At 35.1% G+C, this 16,105-nt stretch carries 17 protein-coding genes; 5 read left to right on the forward strand and 12 right to left on the reverse strand.

Annotated elements, in window-relative coordinates:
- Positions 1-9 precede the first annotated feature (9 nt).
- On the forward strand, positions 10-2,133 hold the full coding sequence (locus CEY12_RS08300) for a cation:proton antiporter (protein WP_089027252.1): 2,124 nt from the start codon (positions 10-12) through the stop codon (positions 2,131-2,133).
- A 163-nt stretch (positions 2,134-2,296) separates the two neighbouring features.
- Positions 2,297-2,929 carry an HdeD family acid-resistance protein gene (locus tag CEY12_RS08305; protein WP_089027253.1) on the forward strand — a complete coding sequence of 211 codons (633 nt, stop codon included), beginning with the start codon at positions 2,297-2,299 and terminating at the stop codon, positions 2,927-2,929.
- A 42-nt stretch (positions 2,930-2,971) separates the two neighbouring features.
- On the opposite strand, the gene CEY12_RS08310 is transcribed toward CEY12_RS08305, so the two are convergent.
- Positions 2,972-4,081, reverse strand: a complete 1,110-nt coding sequence (locus CEY12_RS08310; protein ID WP_089027254.1) for a 5-(carboxyamino)imidazole ribonucleotide synthase — start codon at positions 4,079-4,081, stop codon at positions 2,972-2,974.
- Between the two features lie 232 nt (positions 4,082-4,313).
- Positions 4,314-4,862, reverse strand: coding sequence for a DUF1543 domain-containing protein (locus CEY12_RS08315; RefSeq protein WP_089029823.1), 549 nt, complete (start codon positions 4,860-4,862; stop codon positions 4,314-4,316).
- An 87-nt stretch (positions 4,863-4,949) separates the two neighbouring features.
- On the opposite strand from CEY12_RS08315, the gene CEY12_RS08320 reads away from it, so the two are divergent.
- Positions 4,950-5,780 carry a sulfite exporter TauE/SafE family protein gene (locus CEY12_RS08320; protein ID WP_089027255.1) on the forward strand — a complete coding sequence of 277 codons (831 nt, stop codon included), beginning with the start codon at positions 4,950-4,952 and terminating at the stop codon, positions 5,778-5,780.
- Positions 5,777-6,160 carry a DUF1634 domain-containing protein gene (locus tag CEY12_RS08325; protein ID WP_089027256.1) on the forward strand — a complete coding sequence of 128 codons (384 nt, stop codon included), beginning with the start codon at positions 5,777-5,779 and terminating at the stop codon, positions 6,158-6,160. Before CEY12_RS08320 ends, CEY12_RS08325 begins: the two co-directional genes overlap by 4 nt.
- Before the next feature lie 5 nt (positions 6,161-6,165).
- Here the strand turns inward: CEY12_RS08325 and CEY12_RS08330 are convergent, their stop codons facing one another.
- Both CEY12_RS08330 and CEY12_RS08335 read right to left on the reverse strand, forming a co-directional pair.
- On the reverse strand, positions 6,166-6,543 hold the full coding sequence (locus CEY12_RS08330; protein ID WP_089027257.1) for a VOC family protein: 378 nt from the start codon (positions 6,541-6,543) through the stop codon (positions 6,166-6,168).
- Between the two features lie 6 nt (positions 6,544-6,549).
- On the reverse strand, positions 6,550-6,996 hold the full coding sequence (locus CEY12_RS08335) for a nuclear transport factor 2 family protein (RefSeq protein ID WP_089027258.1): 447 nt from the start codon (positions 6,994-6,996) through the stop codon (positions 6,550-6,552).
- Between the two features lie 89 nt (positions 6,997-7,085).
- On the opposite strand from CEY12_RS08335, the gene CEY12_RS08340 reads away from it, so the two are divergent.
- On the forward strand, positions 7,086-8,216 hold the full coding sequence (locus CEY12_RS08340) for an endonuclease/exonuclease/phosphatase family protein (protein ID WP_228409820.1): 1,131 nt from the start codon (positions 7,086-7,088) through the stop codon (positions 8,214-8,216).
- Positions 8,217-8,415: 199 nt separating this feature from the next.
- Here CEY12_RS08340 and CEY12_RS08345 read toward each other — a convergent pair whose 3' ends face one another.
- The 8 genes from CEY12_RS08345 to CEY12_RS08380 form a co-directional block, all read right to left on the reverse strand.
- Positions 8,416-9,474: a diphosphomevalonate/mevalonate 3,5-bisphosphate decarboxylase family protein gene (locus CEY12_RS08345; protein ID WP_089027260.1), complete on the reverse strand. Its 1,059-nt coding sequence runs from the start codon at positions 9,472-9,474 to the stop codon at positions 8,416-8,418.
- A gap of 91 nt (positions 9,475-9,565) precedes the next feature.
- A complete protein-coding gene (locus CEY12_RS08350; protein WP_089027261.1) occupies positions 9,566-11,329 on the reverse strand; it encodes an AMP-dependent synthetase/ligase in 1,764 nt (587 codons plus the stop codon).
- Entirely contained in the window at positions 11,330-12,343 is a 1,014-nt protein-coding gene (locus CEY12_RS08355; RefSeq protein ID WP_089027262.1) for an NAD-dependent epimerase/dehydratase family protein, read from the reverse strand.
- Positions 12,344-12,637: 294 nt separating this feature from the next.
- On the reverse strand, positions 12,638-13,645 hold the full coding sequence (locus tag CEY12_RS08360; RefSeq protein ID WP_089027263.1) for an MvdC/MvdD family ATP grasp protein: 1,008 nt from the start codon (positions 13,643-13,645) through the stop codon (positions 12,638-12,640).
- A complete protein-coding gene (locus CEY12_RS08365) occupies positions 13,645-14,595 on the reverse strand; it encodes an MvdC/MvdD family ATP grasp protein (protein ID WP_089027264.1) in 951 nt (316 codons plus the stop codon). Before CEY12_RS08365 ends, CEY12_RS08360 begins: the two co-directional genes overlap by 1 nt.
- 90 nt (positions 14,596-14,685) lie before the next feature.
- The gene (locus tag CEY12_RS08370) at positions 14,686-14,889 is read right to left on the reverse strand and encodes a microviridin/marinostatin family tricyclic proteinase inhibitor (protein WP_089027265.1); all 204 of its coding nucleotides are present in this window, start codon (positions 14,887-14,889) and stop codon (positions 14,686-14,688) included.
- A gap of 40 nt (positions 14,890-14,929) precedes the next feature.
- Positions 14,930-15,205, reverse strand: coding sequence for a microviridin/marinostatin family tricyclic proteinase inhibitor (locus CEY12_RS08375; protein WP_089027266.1), 276 nt, complete (start codon positions 15,203-15,205; stop codon positions 14,930-14,932).
- Positions 15,206-15,318: 113 nt separating this feature from the next.
- Positions 15,319-16,098, reverse strand: coding sequence for an alpha/beta fold hydrolase (locus CEY12_RS08380; protein WP_089027267.1), 780 nt, complete (start codon positions 16,096-16,098; stop codon positions 15,319-15,321).
- Positions 16,099-16,105 lie beyond the last annotated feature (7 nt).

The raw sequence follows: 16,105 nt of genomic DNA on the forward strand, positions 1-16,105 counted from the left end.
AACACATTTATGATTTTACTGAGCATACACAACCTAAGTTTCCCAATTGAGGATCCTGTATTAAAATTCTTATTGGTTTTAATCATCATTCTTGCTGCTCCGCTTCTGCTTAACAAAATTAAAGTTCCCCATTTATTAGGACTTATTATTGCAGGTGCTGTCATCGGCCCCAACGGATTCAACCTTCTAGCCAGAGACAGCAGCATTGTGGTCACAGGAACAACAGGATTACTTTATATTATGTTTTTAGCAGGGCTGGAAATAGATATGGGTGATTTTAAGAAGAACAAATGGAAAAGCCTCATATTTGGTATTTATACATTTACCGTCCCTTTTATATTAGGTTTTATTGGCGCTTATTATCTTCTGCATTTTTCATTACTTACCTCTATTCTTTTTGCCAGTCTTTTTTCTTCCCACACTCTTATTGCTTACCCTTTGGTCAGCAAGCTGGGAATTGCTAAAAATCTGGCTGTAAACATTACTGTTGGAGGAACTATGATTACCGATGTGCTGGCTTTATTGGTTCTTGCTATCATTGTAGGAATGTCCCAGGGTGATGTCGGACCGGAATTCTGGGTCAAACTTTCGGTTTCATTTATTATTTTCAGCCTCATCGTCCTGTTGATATTTCCCATTATCGGAAGGTGGTTCTTTAAAAAAGTGGAGGATAAAATCTCACAATATATTTTTGTACTCGTGATGATCTATCTGGCAGCACTTTTAGCTGAACTTGCAGGAATGGAGGCCATCATAGGAGCTTTCTTTGCCGGACTTGCATTGAATAGACTTATTCCGCACACTTCTTCACTGATGAACAGGGTAGAATTTGTAGGAAACGCCATATTTATCCCTTTCTTTTTGATCAGTGTAGGAATGCTGATTGATTTCAAAGTATTTTTTAAAAGTATGGAAACCCTTGAAGTAGCGGCCATCATGCTGGTAGCTTCTATCGGTGGAAAATACCTGTCGGCAGTAATGACCCAAAAAACTTTTCGTCTTTCCAAAGAGGAAGGGAAGCTTATTTTTGGTTTAAGTTCTGCTTCTGCAGCGGCTACCCTAGCTTCAGTAATGGTCGGTTATAATATTATTGTATCAGAGACAGAAACAGGGGAGCCGGTAAGGCTACTTAATGAACATGTACTGAATGGAAGTATATTGCTTATTCTAATTTCATGTACCATCTCCTCATTTGTATCCATGTCCAGTGCTCAGAAAATTGCAGAAACCGATAATGAAGATACCGTATCAGGAAACAGTCATGAAGAAGAGAACCTGCTTCTGGCAATCAACCATCAGGAAACAGTGGAAAGAATGGTCAATCTGGGCATTCTGATAAAGGCACAGTCTAATATTGAGAACTTTTTCGCTCTCAATGTAATCAATGAGGATAAAAACGAATCTTCTGTAAAAAATGCTGAAAAATTACTCCATCAGGCCACTGATACTGCGGCGGCGGCTGATGTTCAATTACAGCCCCTTAAAAGATATGACAACGATGTGGTAAATGGCGTAAGCAATGTTATCAAGGAACAGAACATAACTGATCTTATCATTGGACTTGAAGATGAAAAAGGATTTTCCCCCTCTTTTGTTTATAACCTTTACAATGGATATTTACAGAATGACGACGTGAATGTCTTAGTATATCATGCTGCACAGCCCATTTCCACCATTAAGAAATATGCAGTAATGATTCCTGAAAATTCAGATAAAGAAGCCGGTTTTTTCCATGCTCTTTTACGCGTGTGGAACATGGCCAGAAATTCAGGAGCAACAATGACGTTTTATGCCCCTGAAAATATCATTGACATCTTACAAAGAATCATCAAAAAAGCCAATATTGAAGCTGAGTTTATTATCATGAGTACATGGCGTGACGGAGAAAAAACAGCAGCTCAGCTAAAAAATGATGAAGCTCTTATTGTATTCATGGCAAAAAGAGGTATGGTTTCCTACATTCCACAAATGCGGTTAATGCCTGAACTCCTCAACCGGAATTTAAAAGAGAACAATTATCTCCTCATTTTCCCTTTTTCAGAATATGATAAAAACGATTCTGAAAAGAGATCTGTTGGAAATCACAGGGACTTTATAGAAATCGGAAACGTTATTCAGAAAATTTTCAAGTAACAAGTACTGATTATCAGAATAATTTCAACCAATATCGGATTTCCTTATTTGTTTATTTTCAGTACTTTAGACTATAGTAATATTCAGGATTGATTATTATGAAAACAGAAAACGGACCCGCCGAACACCGTACGTCAAAGTAGGCAACAAAATACTTTCAATTATGCCAAATCTATTAAAATCATTCAGGAACTCAGTCAAACACTGGTATATTCCATTAATATTGGGAATCCTTTTTATCGGATGTGGAATCTATGTATTTTCATCACCGCTTGAAACCTATTTAACGCTATCACTTCTTTTTAGTGTTTCTTTTATAGTCTCGGGAATCTTTGATATATTCTTTTCCATCAATAATGCTAAAGTATTAAATGGGTGGGGATTATATCTTGTCACAGGATTGCTTTCTCTTATTATGGGAATTTATCTTGTTTCTTACCCTCAGATCTCAATGACCATTCTTCCGTTCATCGTAGGATTTACAGTAATGTTTCGCTCTTTTCAGCTTTTGGGTATCTCATTTGATTTAAAAGATGCTCATGTACTCAGATGGGGTAATCTCGCTATCTTCAGTATTTTGGGTATTATTTTATCGTTTATGCTTTTAGCCAACCCTATATTTTCAGGAATGTCCCTTGTTGTACTTACCGGCTTATCATTTATTTTCGTTGGAGTAGCTTCAGTCATTTTAGCTTTCAATCTTAAGAAAATAAAAGATTATCCCAGTAAACTGGGTAGTGAACTAAAGGACAAAATAGAAAGTCTTCACCATGAACTCAACGATAAAATGAAGTAAAATTGACAATAAAAAAGACTGCTTTTCAGCAGTCTTTTTATATTAAGCAATTACCCTTATCATCGATTTTACTTTAATCAGCTTATCCATCAGCTCTTCTTTCGAATCTGCCAGAACATTGATATGCCCCATTTTTCTTCCGGGTTTGGTTTCTGTTTTTCCGTAAAGATGAATATATGTTTTAGGAAGTTTTAATACATCCTCTATTCCTTCATAAATTACTTTTCCGCTATACCCTTCTGCTCCCACCAGATTAAGCATACCACTGTAACCAAAAGCATCCGTATCAGCCAGCGGTAAGTTTTTAACCACTCTATACATCTGTTCGAATTGTGAATTAGCATTCCCCTCCTGACTTTGGTGTCCTGAATTATGAAGTCTCGGTGCTGTTTCATTCACCCATACTTTCCCTGCTCGATCCAGGAATAATTCTATAGCAAAAAGCCCCGGAGAGTTTATTGCATTTAGAAACTTCTCAGTGATGAGATCGATCTGTCTTTGAATATCTTCATGTAAGAAAACGGGACAAATATTGAAATCCAATAAATTTAATTTAGGATCAGCGACCATTTCTGTAACCGGAAAAGTCTTCGTTTCCCCATTTTCATTTCTTGCCACAATAACAGACAATTCTTTATCGATATCAACCAGACTCTCTATAACAGAGGCTTCCTTCCATAGATTTTGGAAATCTTCTTCATTTCTGATCACCTGGACTCCTTTTCCATCATATCCACCTGTATTCATCTTTTGAACAAAAGGTAGTGGCATTGTAATTTTATCATCACTATTCCAGACTACCTGAAATTCGGGACTGGGAATGTCATGAGCTTCATAGAATTCTTTCTGAAGGATTTTCTGTTGAATCGTTTTAATAATTGCAGCATTCGGAACCACTCTTACTCCCTGGTTTTCGAGTTCAGCCAAAGCATCTGCATTTACATGCTCAATCTCTATGGTTACAACATCTTTATTTTTACCAAAGTTCAGAACAGTTTCATAATCATTGAAATTTCCTTGTGTAAAATTTGAAATATTATTGCAGGGTGCATCAGAAGCCGGATCAAGAGTGTAAAATTCATCATCGTATTTCAAGGCACTCTGTATCAACATTCTTCCTAGCTGTCCTCCTCCTAAAATTCCTATTTTCATTCTATTTTTTATTAGATATTTTCAATTGAAAGTACTTAGACAATACGTAATTATTTTTAGTTTTTCAGTAATTGCAATACAATATCTGACCACTTATCTAAGACTGTGCAAAGATAAAAATTTTATATCCTATTACCCAAACTTTCAATCCCTTCAAGTGTTTCTCCAATATCCCCACATCTTTTAAACAACTACGCCGGCTTAAAAGCCGGCGTAGTTAATTATTCCAAATTTACACTTTATCTATTTTCAGGTATCCAAGTCCCATTGGATTATTCTGATCTTCTGCATCAGATTTCTCTAAAATGATAGAGTATTTTTCTTTCATTTTCTGTGGAAGGATATCATTAACATTGAAAATATCATCAATGTCAACTCCATGTTTATCATCCACGTGGCTTACTGCACCTTCGAATCCCATTGTTTTATAGAACTCCGTTTCCTTCACTCTTTTTATGATCTCTCCCATCGATTGCCCCACCATAAGATGCTGTTCATGAAACTCTTCAAAATACCCTCTTTTGTACCCACCCAAATTAATAAAATACAACTGGTCCTCAATCGGCTGACCGGTTTTCTCAACAATTTTCACCTCATATCCATTTGCAAATCTCACTTCCTGATGACAGTCGATATGAATTTTTCCATCTGCTTCTTTCCAGAAATCTTTCATATCCGGAACAAGATCTTTTAAGTTCTCAGCAATTCCAAAGAATACATCATGCTGTTCGATATTCCTTCCTGGAGGAGTAGCACCGAGGATTACATAGAATAATTTCATTTTCATTTTTTTATTCACACAAAAATACGTCAAATTTATCTTTTTGAAAGTTTGGCAGAAAACACCAATAGTTTTATATTTGTATTCATGTCAGAAATCATTATTCTCTTTCTTGGAGCAATCTCTGCTGGCCTTTTAGGTTCGCTTACCGGTTTAGGAGGAGGAGTTATCATTATCCCTTTATTGACGCTGGGGTTTGGCGTCCCAATGCACTACGCAATTGGAGCTTCTTTAATTTCCGTGGTAGGTACCTCTTCTGGTGCTGCCGTAGCATTTGTTAAGGAAGGCTTTACCAATATGAGAATCGGAATGTTCCTCGAAATTGCCACTACAGCTGGGGCTATCGCCGGAGCTCTTGTTTCCGGAATTCTTAACCCAAATACCATCGGAATTATTTTCGCAAGTATTCTTCTTCTTACCGTTATTTTAAATATTAAAGGTAAACCTGATCACCAGGAACCCTTGATAAAAGGAAGTTTAGAGGATAAACTTAAACTATACGGAACTTTTCCAGATAAAGGAGTGATCAAGAGCTATTCGGCTCGAAATACTATTCCAGGGTTTTTCATGATGATGTTTGCTGGTGCCATGTCCGGGCTTTTAGGAATCGGTTCAGGTGCTTTAAAAGTATTGGCAATGGATAATATGATGAAACTGCCATTTAAAGTATCTACCACCACCAGTAACTTTATGATCGGTGTAACCGCTGTTGCAAGTTCTTTGATCTATTTTCAGAGAGGAGAAATTATTCCGGTGATTGTAGCTCCCGTACTGGTAGGCGTTGTAGTAGGCAGCTTTATCGGTTCCAAAACATTGATGGTTTCAAAGACAAAAAAGCTAAAAGTATTTTTTGCGATCGTCATTACAATTCTTTCAATTTACATGATGTATAACGGTATAAATCAAAGTTTCAGATGAGAAAGAACTTCACAGATGTTGATTTGAATCGTTCGGTAGGAAACCTTCTTAGAATGGGTGTTATCTTATCAGTAGCCATCTCTATTGTCGGTTTTATAAAATTGTTCCTTGAAGGTTTTAAAATGCCCAAAAACTATTCTTTACTGGAAACAGGTTCTTCTTCTGAAAAAGTATGGGGCCAGTTTTGGGATTCTTTATGCAAAGGAGAAGGAATGGCAATTATCCAACTGGGAATACTCGTTCTTATTTTCACTCCTTTAATGAGAATTGTTTTTGCATTGATAGGCTATCTAAAAGAAAAAGATTATATCTACGTTATCATTTCTTCTATTGTTTTGGCAATTATGGCAATCAGTTTCTTTACAGGATACGCCCACTAAATCTTTTACATTTCATAAAACTCCAAAGGAAGATGATCCGGATCCTGTGTAAAGAAAAACTCTTTACCGGTAAACTCATCAATACGAATATCTTCACAATCAAGACCTTTATCAATAAGTTCCTGACGTTTTTCACCAACATTCTCCACAGAAAATGCCAGGTGTCGTAATCCACATGATTCAGGACGGGAGGGTCTTTGAGGAGGATCAGGAAATGAAAAAAGTTCAATAACATAATGATCCCCAATCGCAAGATCTAATTTATAAGACTGTCTTTCTTCACGATATACTTCGCGGATTATATGTAATCCTAAAACCTCTGTATAAAACCTTTTGGATACCTCGTAGTTAGAGCCAATAATGGCTATATGATGAATTTTCATTTTAATTTATTTGATATTTTCGCAATTATCCTTTCTCCTGGTATCTATGATGTACTGAATTTTCCAGTTATTATTTTGTTTCACCAATTGAAAACTATTAGCTCCACAATGGGAAAAGTTACCTTTATAATAAAATTGATAAGGGGTAAAGACACTTGCCAGATCTCCATCAATGTTAATAGATCCTATTGTGATTCTCTCATCTAGATCACCTTTTGAAGCCTTTGCAATGGAAGATGCAAAATCAGGTATACTTTCTGTTTTTACAACTCCTTCTTTCTTAATAGTCTGAAGAATAGCATTCTCAGCAAAAGAAGCGCGTAATAATTCAGGATCAGCATTTTTCATGGCTAAAAACAAATCGCGAATCGGTTTTTCAATGTCCTTATTTTCAGACTCTTGTCCAAAACAAAAAGAACTAAAAAATAGAGCAATAACAAGTATTTTATTCATAATAATGTATCCTTCAAAAATATAACTGAATAAAAGTAATAAAAATACCTTTCAAAGCATATTAATCTACATTAAAAAAATGATTTCATTTGAATTGTTATAAAAAACCGTTATTTTTATCCTTCTATTTAAGAAATATGTGGAGTGCTTATCTAATTTTAATAGGACTATTGGTCTTACTAACAATATTACCCAAAATTCAAAATCAACACTGGATATTCCGGGTTCCGGAGTTCGGTAAAATTCAAATCACTTACTTTATTGTTATTGCCTTTATTTTAGGCTTTTTCATACAGTCTTCAGAAAATTTCTGGTATTTTCAAGGGGTGTTGCTTATCCTGTTTATCCATCATAGTGTAATCCTTGTCAAATACACCCGACTTTACCGGATCAAAAAACACCACCCACGCAACCACTCTTCTGAAAAAATACATTTCATTTCTGCCAATGTTTACCAGTTCAATACCGAATACAACAGGTTTATCAAACTTATCGAAAGATGTAAACCTGAAATGTTCCTGACCATGGAAAGCAATAGTGATTGGGAATATGCACTAAGGGTTTTGGAAAACGATTACCCCTATCATCATAAGGTTACGTTAGAAAACACTTATGGAATGCATTTTTATTCGAAGATTAAGATTAAAAAAGCCACAACCCATTATTTCGTTGCTGAAGATATTCCTAGTATTGAAATTCATTTAAAAACTGAAGATGGTTTTTCTTTTGTCTTTTTCGGTGTCCATCCTCCACCTCCAAGTCCCACAGAAGAAGAAACTTCAAAAGAAAGGGATGGTGATCTTTTAAGCGTTGCAAAATATGTCAAAGACATCCATAAACCCGTACTGGTAGTTGGAGATTTCAATAATGTGGCATGGTCAAAATCGTCTATCCTGTTTAGAAAAACCAGCCACCTCATCGATCCAAGAATCGGGCGAGCCTTCGTTTCAACATTTCATGCTAAATATCGTTTATTGAGGTTCCCTATCGATCTTATGTTCCACAGTGAAGATATCTTTATTAAAGAGCTAAAGACCTTAGAAAATTTTGGTTCTGACCACTTACCTGTGTACTGTGAGTTCTTTATCGACCATCATAATGATGAACAGGAGGAAAGAGTAGAAATTGCTGACGCCGATGAAAAAGCAGAAGCAGAGGAAATGATTATGGAAGGGAAAAAAGAGGATGGTGAAAGGGATGCTGTTGTTACTGAAGATTGATATATTTTTAAGAGAATGGGCTAAAGCCCATTCCTATTGATAATTGTAAGTTTTATTCACAAATTTCTTATCAATAGAGATGGGCTTTAGCCCATCCAAAAAGGGAAATCAGAATCGGCTTTAGCCAAAACCTATCAATCATCTATTTAGTATTGATACAAAAAAAACGGGCTAAAGCCCGTTTCAAATTATCTGTATTTTAAAATTTCATAATATCCTTCACCACCCCATTCTTCTGGGTATGCTGCAATAGCTCAGTTTCAATAAAGTTTTTGATTATTTCTTCAGACCCATTATTGGGAAACAGAAGATGAACATTAGCACCTGCATCCAAAGTAAAGAATAAAGGCAATTGGGTTTCTCTTCTAAAATCCCATATTTTATTAATCACTTCCAGAGTTCCTGTTTTCATCAGAATAAATGCAGGATCACTCATCATCATCATTGCATGAAGCGTAAGGGCCTCATGTTCTACTAATTTAATAAAACTTTCCAGATCTCCTTTTTTAAGGATATCTTTCATCGGAACAAAATTCTCGCGAGCTTCCTGGAATCTTCTTTCAGCATATGGATTCGTATTCATTAGACCATGCCCTATTGTAGAAGAAACACTTTTTTGACCTTCATGGATCAACAGCACCCAATCATTAAAATCCTTGAAAATCTCATGAATCTCATCATTAGCATATTGTACCGCAAACAGATCAGAACTTCCTGAAACCTCATCAGAAACTCCCCAAACAACCAATCCGTTATACAGGCTTCGGCATGCACTTCCACTTCCAAGTCTTGCTAAAAAAGAAGCTTTCTGCAAAGACTGTTGTTCGGATATTCCTTCAGAAAACAGCCCCTCTAAAGTCATCAGGCATTTTGCAATAGCTCCAAAACCTGAAGCTGAACTTGCAATTCCGGAACTGTGAGGGAAGGTATTTTCCGTATTAATAATATATTTCCCTTTTAAAATCCAGGGTAAATATTTCTCAATATTCTTAAAATATTTTTCTATTTTTTCTCCAAATTTCACTTCTTCAGTTCCTGATAAAAAGGTTTGAACTGAGAAAGGCTCATCAGCTAAAAACTCTATTGTCGTATTCGTTTTACAGTGATTAAGTGTATAGCTGATGCTTGGGTTAGCAGGAATCTGATCTGCATATTTTCCCCAATATTTAATTAAGGCAATATTGGATGGGCAGCTTTCTGAAACCGTTTGTGAAGTAATGGTATAATTTTCTTTTCCTAAAAATTCCTGTGTCGTCATAATCTAATTCAAAATGATAAAAACTGAGTATTCCAAGCATAAATATTAAAACAACTTTCGTGTTTGAATTTTATGATTCTTCAAATTTTATCTAGTACATTTTTTCAATAATATCTTCATATCTCTTAAGAACTACATTCCTTTTGATCTTCAATGTTGGTGTAATTTCTCCGGTATTGATATCAAATTCAGCAGGCATCAATGTAAATTTTTTCACCTTTTCGAAGTCAGCTAGATGTTCCTGCAGTTCTTTAACCTTATTTTTATAGAGATTGATGATCTCTTCTTTTTTCACTACCTCATCCCAATTTGTAAAGGCGATGTTATTTTTCTTGATATAATCTTCTAAAAATTCAAAGTTAGGAACAATTAAAGCTGAAACAAATTGTCTTCCTTCCGCAATCAGTACAATCTGTTGAATATAATTATTATTGGTTAAAAGATTCTCTATTTGTTGTGGAGCGATATATTTCCCGTTGGAAGTTTTCATCAGGTCTTTGATCCGGTCGGTGATGATCAGATTTCCTTGATCATCAAACTTTCCTGCATCTCCCGTTTTAAACCAGCCATCTTCTGTGAATACAGCTTTTGTTTCTTCAGGTTTATTGTAATATCCTTTCATAATCCCATTTCCCCGTGCCTGAATTTCATCATTCTCACCAATCCGGATTTCAACTCCTGGCAAAGGTTTCCCGCTGGTTGCATGTTCAAAATGAGTTAAAGGAAATAACGTTAAAGTAGCGGTTGTTTCTGTAAGACCGTATCCCACTGTCACATGGATTCCTACGGACTCAAAGAACCTTGTTACTTCAGGTGATAAAGAAGCTCCACCACAAGGTAAAAACCATAATCTACCGCCCATTTTTTCTTTGATCTTACTAAAGACCAGCATATTTGCAATAGATTCCTTTATTTTTAATCCAAATGGAGTCTGAAGATCATTTCTTCTTAATTCAGCAGTTTGCTGTCCTACTTCCAAAGCCCAATTGAAGATCTTTTTCTTTAATGGCGAGCTTGCGTCTGCCATATCATTCACTCCTGCATAAATCTTCTGGAAAAATCTTGGAACAGCACACATCATTGTTGGTTTTATTTCTACCAATGCTTTAGCAATATTTTTAGGATCTTCTAAAAAATAAACTCTTGCACCACCATACAATGAAAGTAAGCTCCAGCTTCTTTCAAAAACATGACTCAAAGGTAAAAATGCCAGTGAAAGCTCTTCTTCAAAATTTTTAAACTTAAAAAATTCAAAATGAGCATCGAAAGCTTTTATAAAGTTACCATGCGTCAGCATAACACCTTTAGGCGTCCCTGTCGTTCCCGATGTATAGATCAGGGTCGCTACATCATTATATTCTTTTTTACTGATCTCCAATTGAGGAGAAGATTTTGCAATAAAGTCTTCCAGATAAAAAGCATCTCCCTTTTTGATCCATACTGCCTTTTTAGTGACAATGACCGTTTGGAGGGCATTTCCTTCTTTATTTAAAAGTTCAAAGCAAGCATTATATTGATCCTGATTTCCTACTAAAACAGCTTTCGCCTGAGAATCATTGATGATATATTCTGCCTGTTCTGCATTATTGGTTGAATAAATCGGAACTGTAATCGCCCCGATCGACAATGAAGCCAAATCAAAGATCATCCACTCCGCTGAATTATCAGCGTAAATAGCAACTCTGTCATTTTCCTGAATTCCAGATTCTTTGAGGGCATTGGCCGTTTTAAAAACCATTTCGCCAAATTTCTTCCAGCTCAGTTCTTTCCAGACCTCTTTATTTTTAAAACCAATAGCTGATTTTAAAGGATGCTTTTCTACATTTTTACTGATAATAGCCTCTGCAAGATTCATTTATTTATTCAGCTTTTTGTCGTTACTATAATTATTAATATGAAAATCGATACTTTCCTGTACGGGAATGAATTGATAATTCAGTTTTTCTTTGATCTTTTGATTCGAAATGATATTGAGTGAAGTTATAGCTTCAATATTGGATTTTGTAACCATTCTTAATTTTGGAATCAGCCATCCTAAAAGTATATTGGCAATTCTTCCGGCGTTAAGTTCCGCTTGAGAAAGTATTCTGGCATTTTTCAATCCCAATTTTCTGCGGATATGATTCCCAATCTCTGCAAACCTTTTATTTTCAGAGACCAGAATAAAGCGTTCACCAAAAATATTTTTTTCCATTAATTCTATGGAAACTCTGGCAACATCACGAACATCAACATACGATGAACCTCCTGAAAATGTAAAATTATTTTTTTCAAAAGTTGAAAAAAGCTCACCACTACTTTGCTCCCAATTTCCGCTTCCGATAATAATAGCAGGATTAATAATTATAGTATTTAAACCTTCTGCCGAAGCTCGCCAAACTTCCATTTCAGATAAATGTTTTGAAATAGCATAGGCAGAGTGATCAATTTTTGGGTTAAAATCAGAATCCTCATCAAGCTCACCTTTTTCATTAAAACTATCTAATACGGCAACAGAGCTTACATGTAAAAATTTCGTAACACCTGAACCTTCACAGGCAAATAAAAGCTTCTCTGTACCTTTAATATTGGTATGGTACATCTCTTTTTCATCCTTAGGATGGAAACTTACTTTTGCAGCACAATGGTACACTTCTTCCACCCCCTTCAGAGCCTCCTGTAAAGAATTCAAATCATCAAAATCTACATCTACCCATTCAATTTTATTAAAAAAATCATCTGGATTTTCCGTATAAAACTGATATGAATGCTTTACTTCGTTTAAATTACTTGTAGGTCTTTTGGCGCCCCGTACACTTTTACCTCTTTTAAGAAGTTCTAAAATGACTACGCGTCCCAAAATTCCGGTTGCTCCCGTTACAAAAACCATCAATTATTTTCCTAGTTGATTGTTGACTAAATTATGATAATATTTTTGATTCAGCAATTCTTCATTTTACTAAAAAATCACCTTAAAATCGTATCTGCAAATTTGCGACTTTTAAAGGACAATTTCACTTTAGTTCATACTTAATTAAACTTACAGACTATAAAAAATTAAATACAGTTCCCGTATACGTTTTTAATTTCTGGCTAAAGCTTATTGCAATGACTAAAATAAGAAAACGGGCTAAAGCCCGTTCTTATAAATTTCAAAATAATTATGTGATTCATAAAGTTAATTTTATGCCAGCACCATATTATTTCTCCTTGGTGCTTTATCACACAATACATCTGCGATACTTTTCGAAATAAGATTCTCTTCCGTAAGATTATCCAGCCAGAAAAATTCTCCGGCACCATTAATTTCAATAAAATAATACTCATCCTCAGGAGATACAATAATATCCAACGCACCATAATCAACATTATATACATCCAGAAGTTCGAGAACTTTATTTTCAATCTCTTTAGGAAGATCGGTTCTTACCCATTTATCGATAAGGTTCACACCATCTTTTCTCCAGTCTACTTTTGCGTCTTCAAATTGTTGTGAATCAATTTCAAACGCATACACATCCTGACCTACTGCGGTCACCCTCAGTTCTCTTTTCTTTTCAATTTTCTTCTGGAATTGCATTGGACAATACAACAATGTATCTAAATCTTCCAATTTATCTTCACTAATCACATTGGTAAATACTACACTTTCTACCCCATCCTCATAAATCGCAAAACCAGACTGCATCTTTCCAATCACATTTTGGTGCTTTAGAATAAAGTTTTTCGCCTCCTCCGGATTATTGGTAATGCAGGTTTCAGGAATTTTAAACCCTATCTTGTCTGCAATTTTCAGCTGCTCTTCCTTGCTGTCCAATCTTCTGTAAACACTTGGTTTACCTAATGCATATACATCAATGGATTCTAAAAATCCAAAAAGAGTAGTTCTGATCTCACCCATTGCGGCACCATAGAATTTGGTGTCTATCTCCTCTCTTAAACCCTCGCCCATATTGTATGCTCTCCTGTACCATACGGCAGCAATGTCATCTAAACGATGTTTGGCATCAGGAGTTTCAAGAGTACTGATCCATTTCCCATCCTGGAAAGTCGTGGATAATTTATTTTGTAGAGGATAAAGATCTACATCAAAACGGATAACTTCAAAGTCATTCTTTCCGATATATTCTGTTACTTTCTGTATCGAAAAATTATCCCCTGTATGAGTGATGATTAAAATTTTATTGTTCATTAGTTTTTCATTCTTTTTATAAGGTTATCAGCAATTCTTTCCGCAATGGGAAAATTCAATTCTTTTTGTAACATTCCCCACTCTCCCTGTGGATTTACCTCCAGGAAATAGTAATTTCCATCTCTTCCTTTGATCATATCAATGGCTCCCATATAAAGTCCCATTTCTTTCATCATTCCGGAAAGATAAGCTTTAATATCTTCAGGTAATTCATAAGCTGACCAAAAATAATTTCCCTGATTAACACGCCAGTCGGCATGTTCACTGTTATTGATCTTTCCTGTGAAAAAATCACCATCTACATACATGATCCTTAATTCATATTCCTTTTCTATATAAGGCTGAAAGATCATCGGACAGTAAGCAATATCTGAGATGGTTTCCAAATTATCCTCATCAATTATAGTTGTAGAAAGCAAATCTTCCCCACTCATCGATTTGGAAATTACTCCATGAAGTTTTGCTACTGCTTTTCCATTACAGTGTTCATGGAAAAAGCCAGTTATTTTTTCTTCATCGTTTGAAAACAATGTTTTTGGGATCGTTAGATTATTTTTCTTCGCAATTTTTAACTGATACAATTTATTTCCATCTACCTTTTTTTCTTCTTCAAAAGGATTAATCCACGGAACATCCTCTAAAGCAGTATAAAGATTATAGCGAAGACTTGTATATTCATTGAGGAAAATTTTCACATAATCATTATCCAACTCTTCCGGAATACTGATTCGCCAGCCCTTTCTGTGCCAGACTGCTTTGATATCTTCAGACCGCATTGTATTTCCAGATTCATCTGTTAATTCAAATGAATTTTCGCTAATACTGATTTCCTGCAAATGATTCAGATGATCCGAATTCAATCTGAAATAAGGAATATTTTTAGAGGTAAGATATTCGAAAAAAATATCAATATTATAGTAATCGCTGGAGTGAGTGATACAAAGAATCATTTGTTATTTTTTATTAAAAAAGGAAACTTAGAGTGTAAGTTTCCTTTCATTATGATTGTTAGTATATTTTATTTTCTATAAAAGCATATACTATAATGGTACTGTAGGAGCATCATCATCTCCGTCAGACGGATATTTCATTGTATGAGCCATATCTAAAGTTGGCTTTGTAACAACATCTCTTTCCGGAATTGTAATATCTGGTCCACCTCCTGTTACAGACTGAGGATCTTTCAATTGCTTTTCAAGGAATGCTGCGAAAAATGGCTTTTTCTTTGAACTCTTGTTTTTCATAATGTTTTAATTTGGTTTGATTTAATATTCTGTTGAAATTCTATAAATGATCGATCGGTAAGTTGGGATCTATCGGATGAAGAGGTCCTCCTTCGTCATTATCAGAAGGGTACTTCAATGTTACATTATCATTTCTTACTGTTGTTACATTGTCTGCTAAAACAGAAGTGATATTGTCTTTTGAAGGAATCGTAATATCATCTCCATTAATAGAAGTGATTACTCCACCGCCTCCACCAGTTACTTTCTCAGGTTCTTGAATTTGTTTCTCTAAAAAAGAAGCAAAGAATGGTTTTTTTAGTTTTTTTGGTTTCATAAGTAAATATTTTTAACTTTTTTGAACTATCTAAAGTACAAAATTTTCACTTCCAAAAAAATTAAATCACTCTTTTAAGAAAATTTTAACAATATAAGAACCAGAGAATCAAATCACTCTAAGCCTAAGAATTTCTTCACAACGAGACTAAACTCAACAGGATTATCCGCCTGAACCCAATGTGCAGCATTTTTTACGATAACCATTTTAGCTTTTGGAAATTGCTGTTTAATGGCAAATTCATCCTGAGGAAGAATATAATTTGATTTTTCTCCTGAAATAAATAAAGTATCTCCTTCAAAAACACCAAATTTTATAGCGTTAGAAACAAATTCATTATATTTTTCAGACAACGTCTTCAGATTGAACCTCCAGTTCAGTTTTTTATTGTCATCCCAATATAAATTCTTGGTCAAAAACTGGATGGTTGATTTTTCAGGGATATATTGATTCAAAACCGCTTCAACTTCATTTCTTGAACCAACAGTATTGAAATCGACGGTTTCCAGCGCTTTAATGATTCCTTGGTGATGAGGAGGATATGCTTTTGGAGAAATATCCACCACAATAAGTTTTTCCACTTTTTCAGGGTATTTTATAGCAAATTGCATCACTGCCTTCCCTCCCAAAGAATGGCCCAGAACATGGGCTTTTTGAATTCCATAATGATCCATATAATTGGCAATATCATTAGCCAGATCATCATGTGACATACTTTCAGAATGGAAACTTCTGCCGTGATTTCTCAGATCCAACAAATGAACAGGAAGATATTCTCCCAGGTCCTTTCCAAAGCTTCCCCAGTTATCAAGCATTCCGAATAATCCGTGAAATACCAATAAAGGTGTAGACGATTTATCCTCGCCAAATATTTTTGAATGTAAAATTTCCATAGTTTTT

The sequence above is a fragment of the Chryseobacterium sp. T16E-39 genome, from assembly GCF_002216065.1.
GTDB lineage: Bacteria > Bacteroidota > Bacteroidia > Flavobacteriales > Weeksellaceae > Chryseobacterium.

Bases quoted from the DNA above. Each gene is read 5' to 3' on its own strand.
- CEY12_RS08305 (WP_089027253.1), top strand. From the start codon at position 2,297: ATGCCAAATCTATTAAAATCATTCAGGAACTCAGTCAAACACTGGTAT.
- CEY12_RS08335 (WP_089027258.1), bottom strand. From the start codon at position 6,996: ATGAATAAAATACTTGTTATTGCTCTATTTTTTAGTTCTTTTTGTTTT.
- CEY12_RS08370 (WP_089027265.1), bottom strand. From the start codon at position 14,889: ATGAAAAACAAGAGTTCAAAGAAAAAGCCATTTTTCGCAGCATTCCTT.
- CEY12_RS08310 (WP_089027254.1), bottom strand. From the start codon at position 4,081: ATGAAAATAGGAATTTTAGGAGGAGGACAGCTAGGAAGAATGTTGATA.
- CEY12_RS08325 (WP_089027256.1), top strand. From the start codon at position 5,777: ATGAGAAAGAACTTCACAGATGTTGATTTGAATCGTTCGGTAGGAAAC.
- CEY12_RS08315 (WP_089029823.1), bottom strand. From the start codon at position 4,862: ATGAAATTATTCTATGTAATCCTCGGTGCTACTCCTCCAGGAAGGAAT.
- CEY12_RS08345 (WP_089027260.1), bottom strand. From the start codon at position 9,474: ATGACGACACAGGAATTTTTAGGAAAAGAAAATTATACCATTACTTCA.
- CEY12_RS08330 (WP_089027257.1), bottom strand. From the start codon at position 6,543: ATGAAAATTCATCATATAGCCATTATTGGCTCTAACTACGAGGTATCC.
- CEY12_RS08350 (WP_089027261.1), bottom strand. From the start codon at position 11,329: ATGAATCTTGCAGAGGCTATTATCAGTAAAAATGTAGAAAAGCATCCT.
- CEY12_RS08375 (WP_089027266.1), bottom strand. From the start codon at position 15,205: ATGAAACCAAAAAAACTAAAAAAACCATTCTTTGCTTCTTTTTTAGAG.
- CEY12_RS08360 (WP_089027263.1), bottom strand. From the start codon at position 13,645: ATGAACAATAAAATTTTAATCATCACTCATACAGGGGATAATTTTTCG.
- CEY12_RS08380 (WP_089027267.1), bottom strand. From the start codon at position 16,098: ATGGAAATTTTACATTCAAAAATATTTGGCGAGGATAAATCGTCTACA.
- CEY12_RS08300 (WP_089027252.1), top strand. From the start codon at position 10: ATGATTTTACTGAGCATACACAACCTAAGTTTCCCAATTGAGGATCCT.
- CEY12_RS08365 (WP_089027264.1), bottom strand. From the start codon at position 14,595: ATGATTCTTTGTATCACTCACTCCAGCGATTACTATAATATTGATATT.
- CEY12_RS08320 (WP_089027255.1), top strand. From the start codon at position 4,950: ATGTCAGAAATCATTATTCTCTTTCTTGGAGCAATCTCTGCTGGCCTT.
- CEY12_RS08355 (WP_089027262.1), bottom strand. From the start codon at position 12,343: ATGGTTTTTGTAACGGGAGCAACCGGAATTTTGGGACGCGTAGTCATT.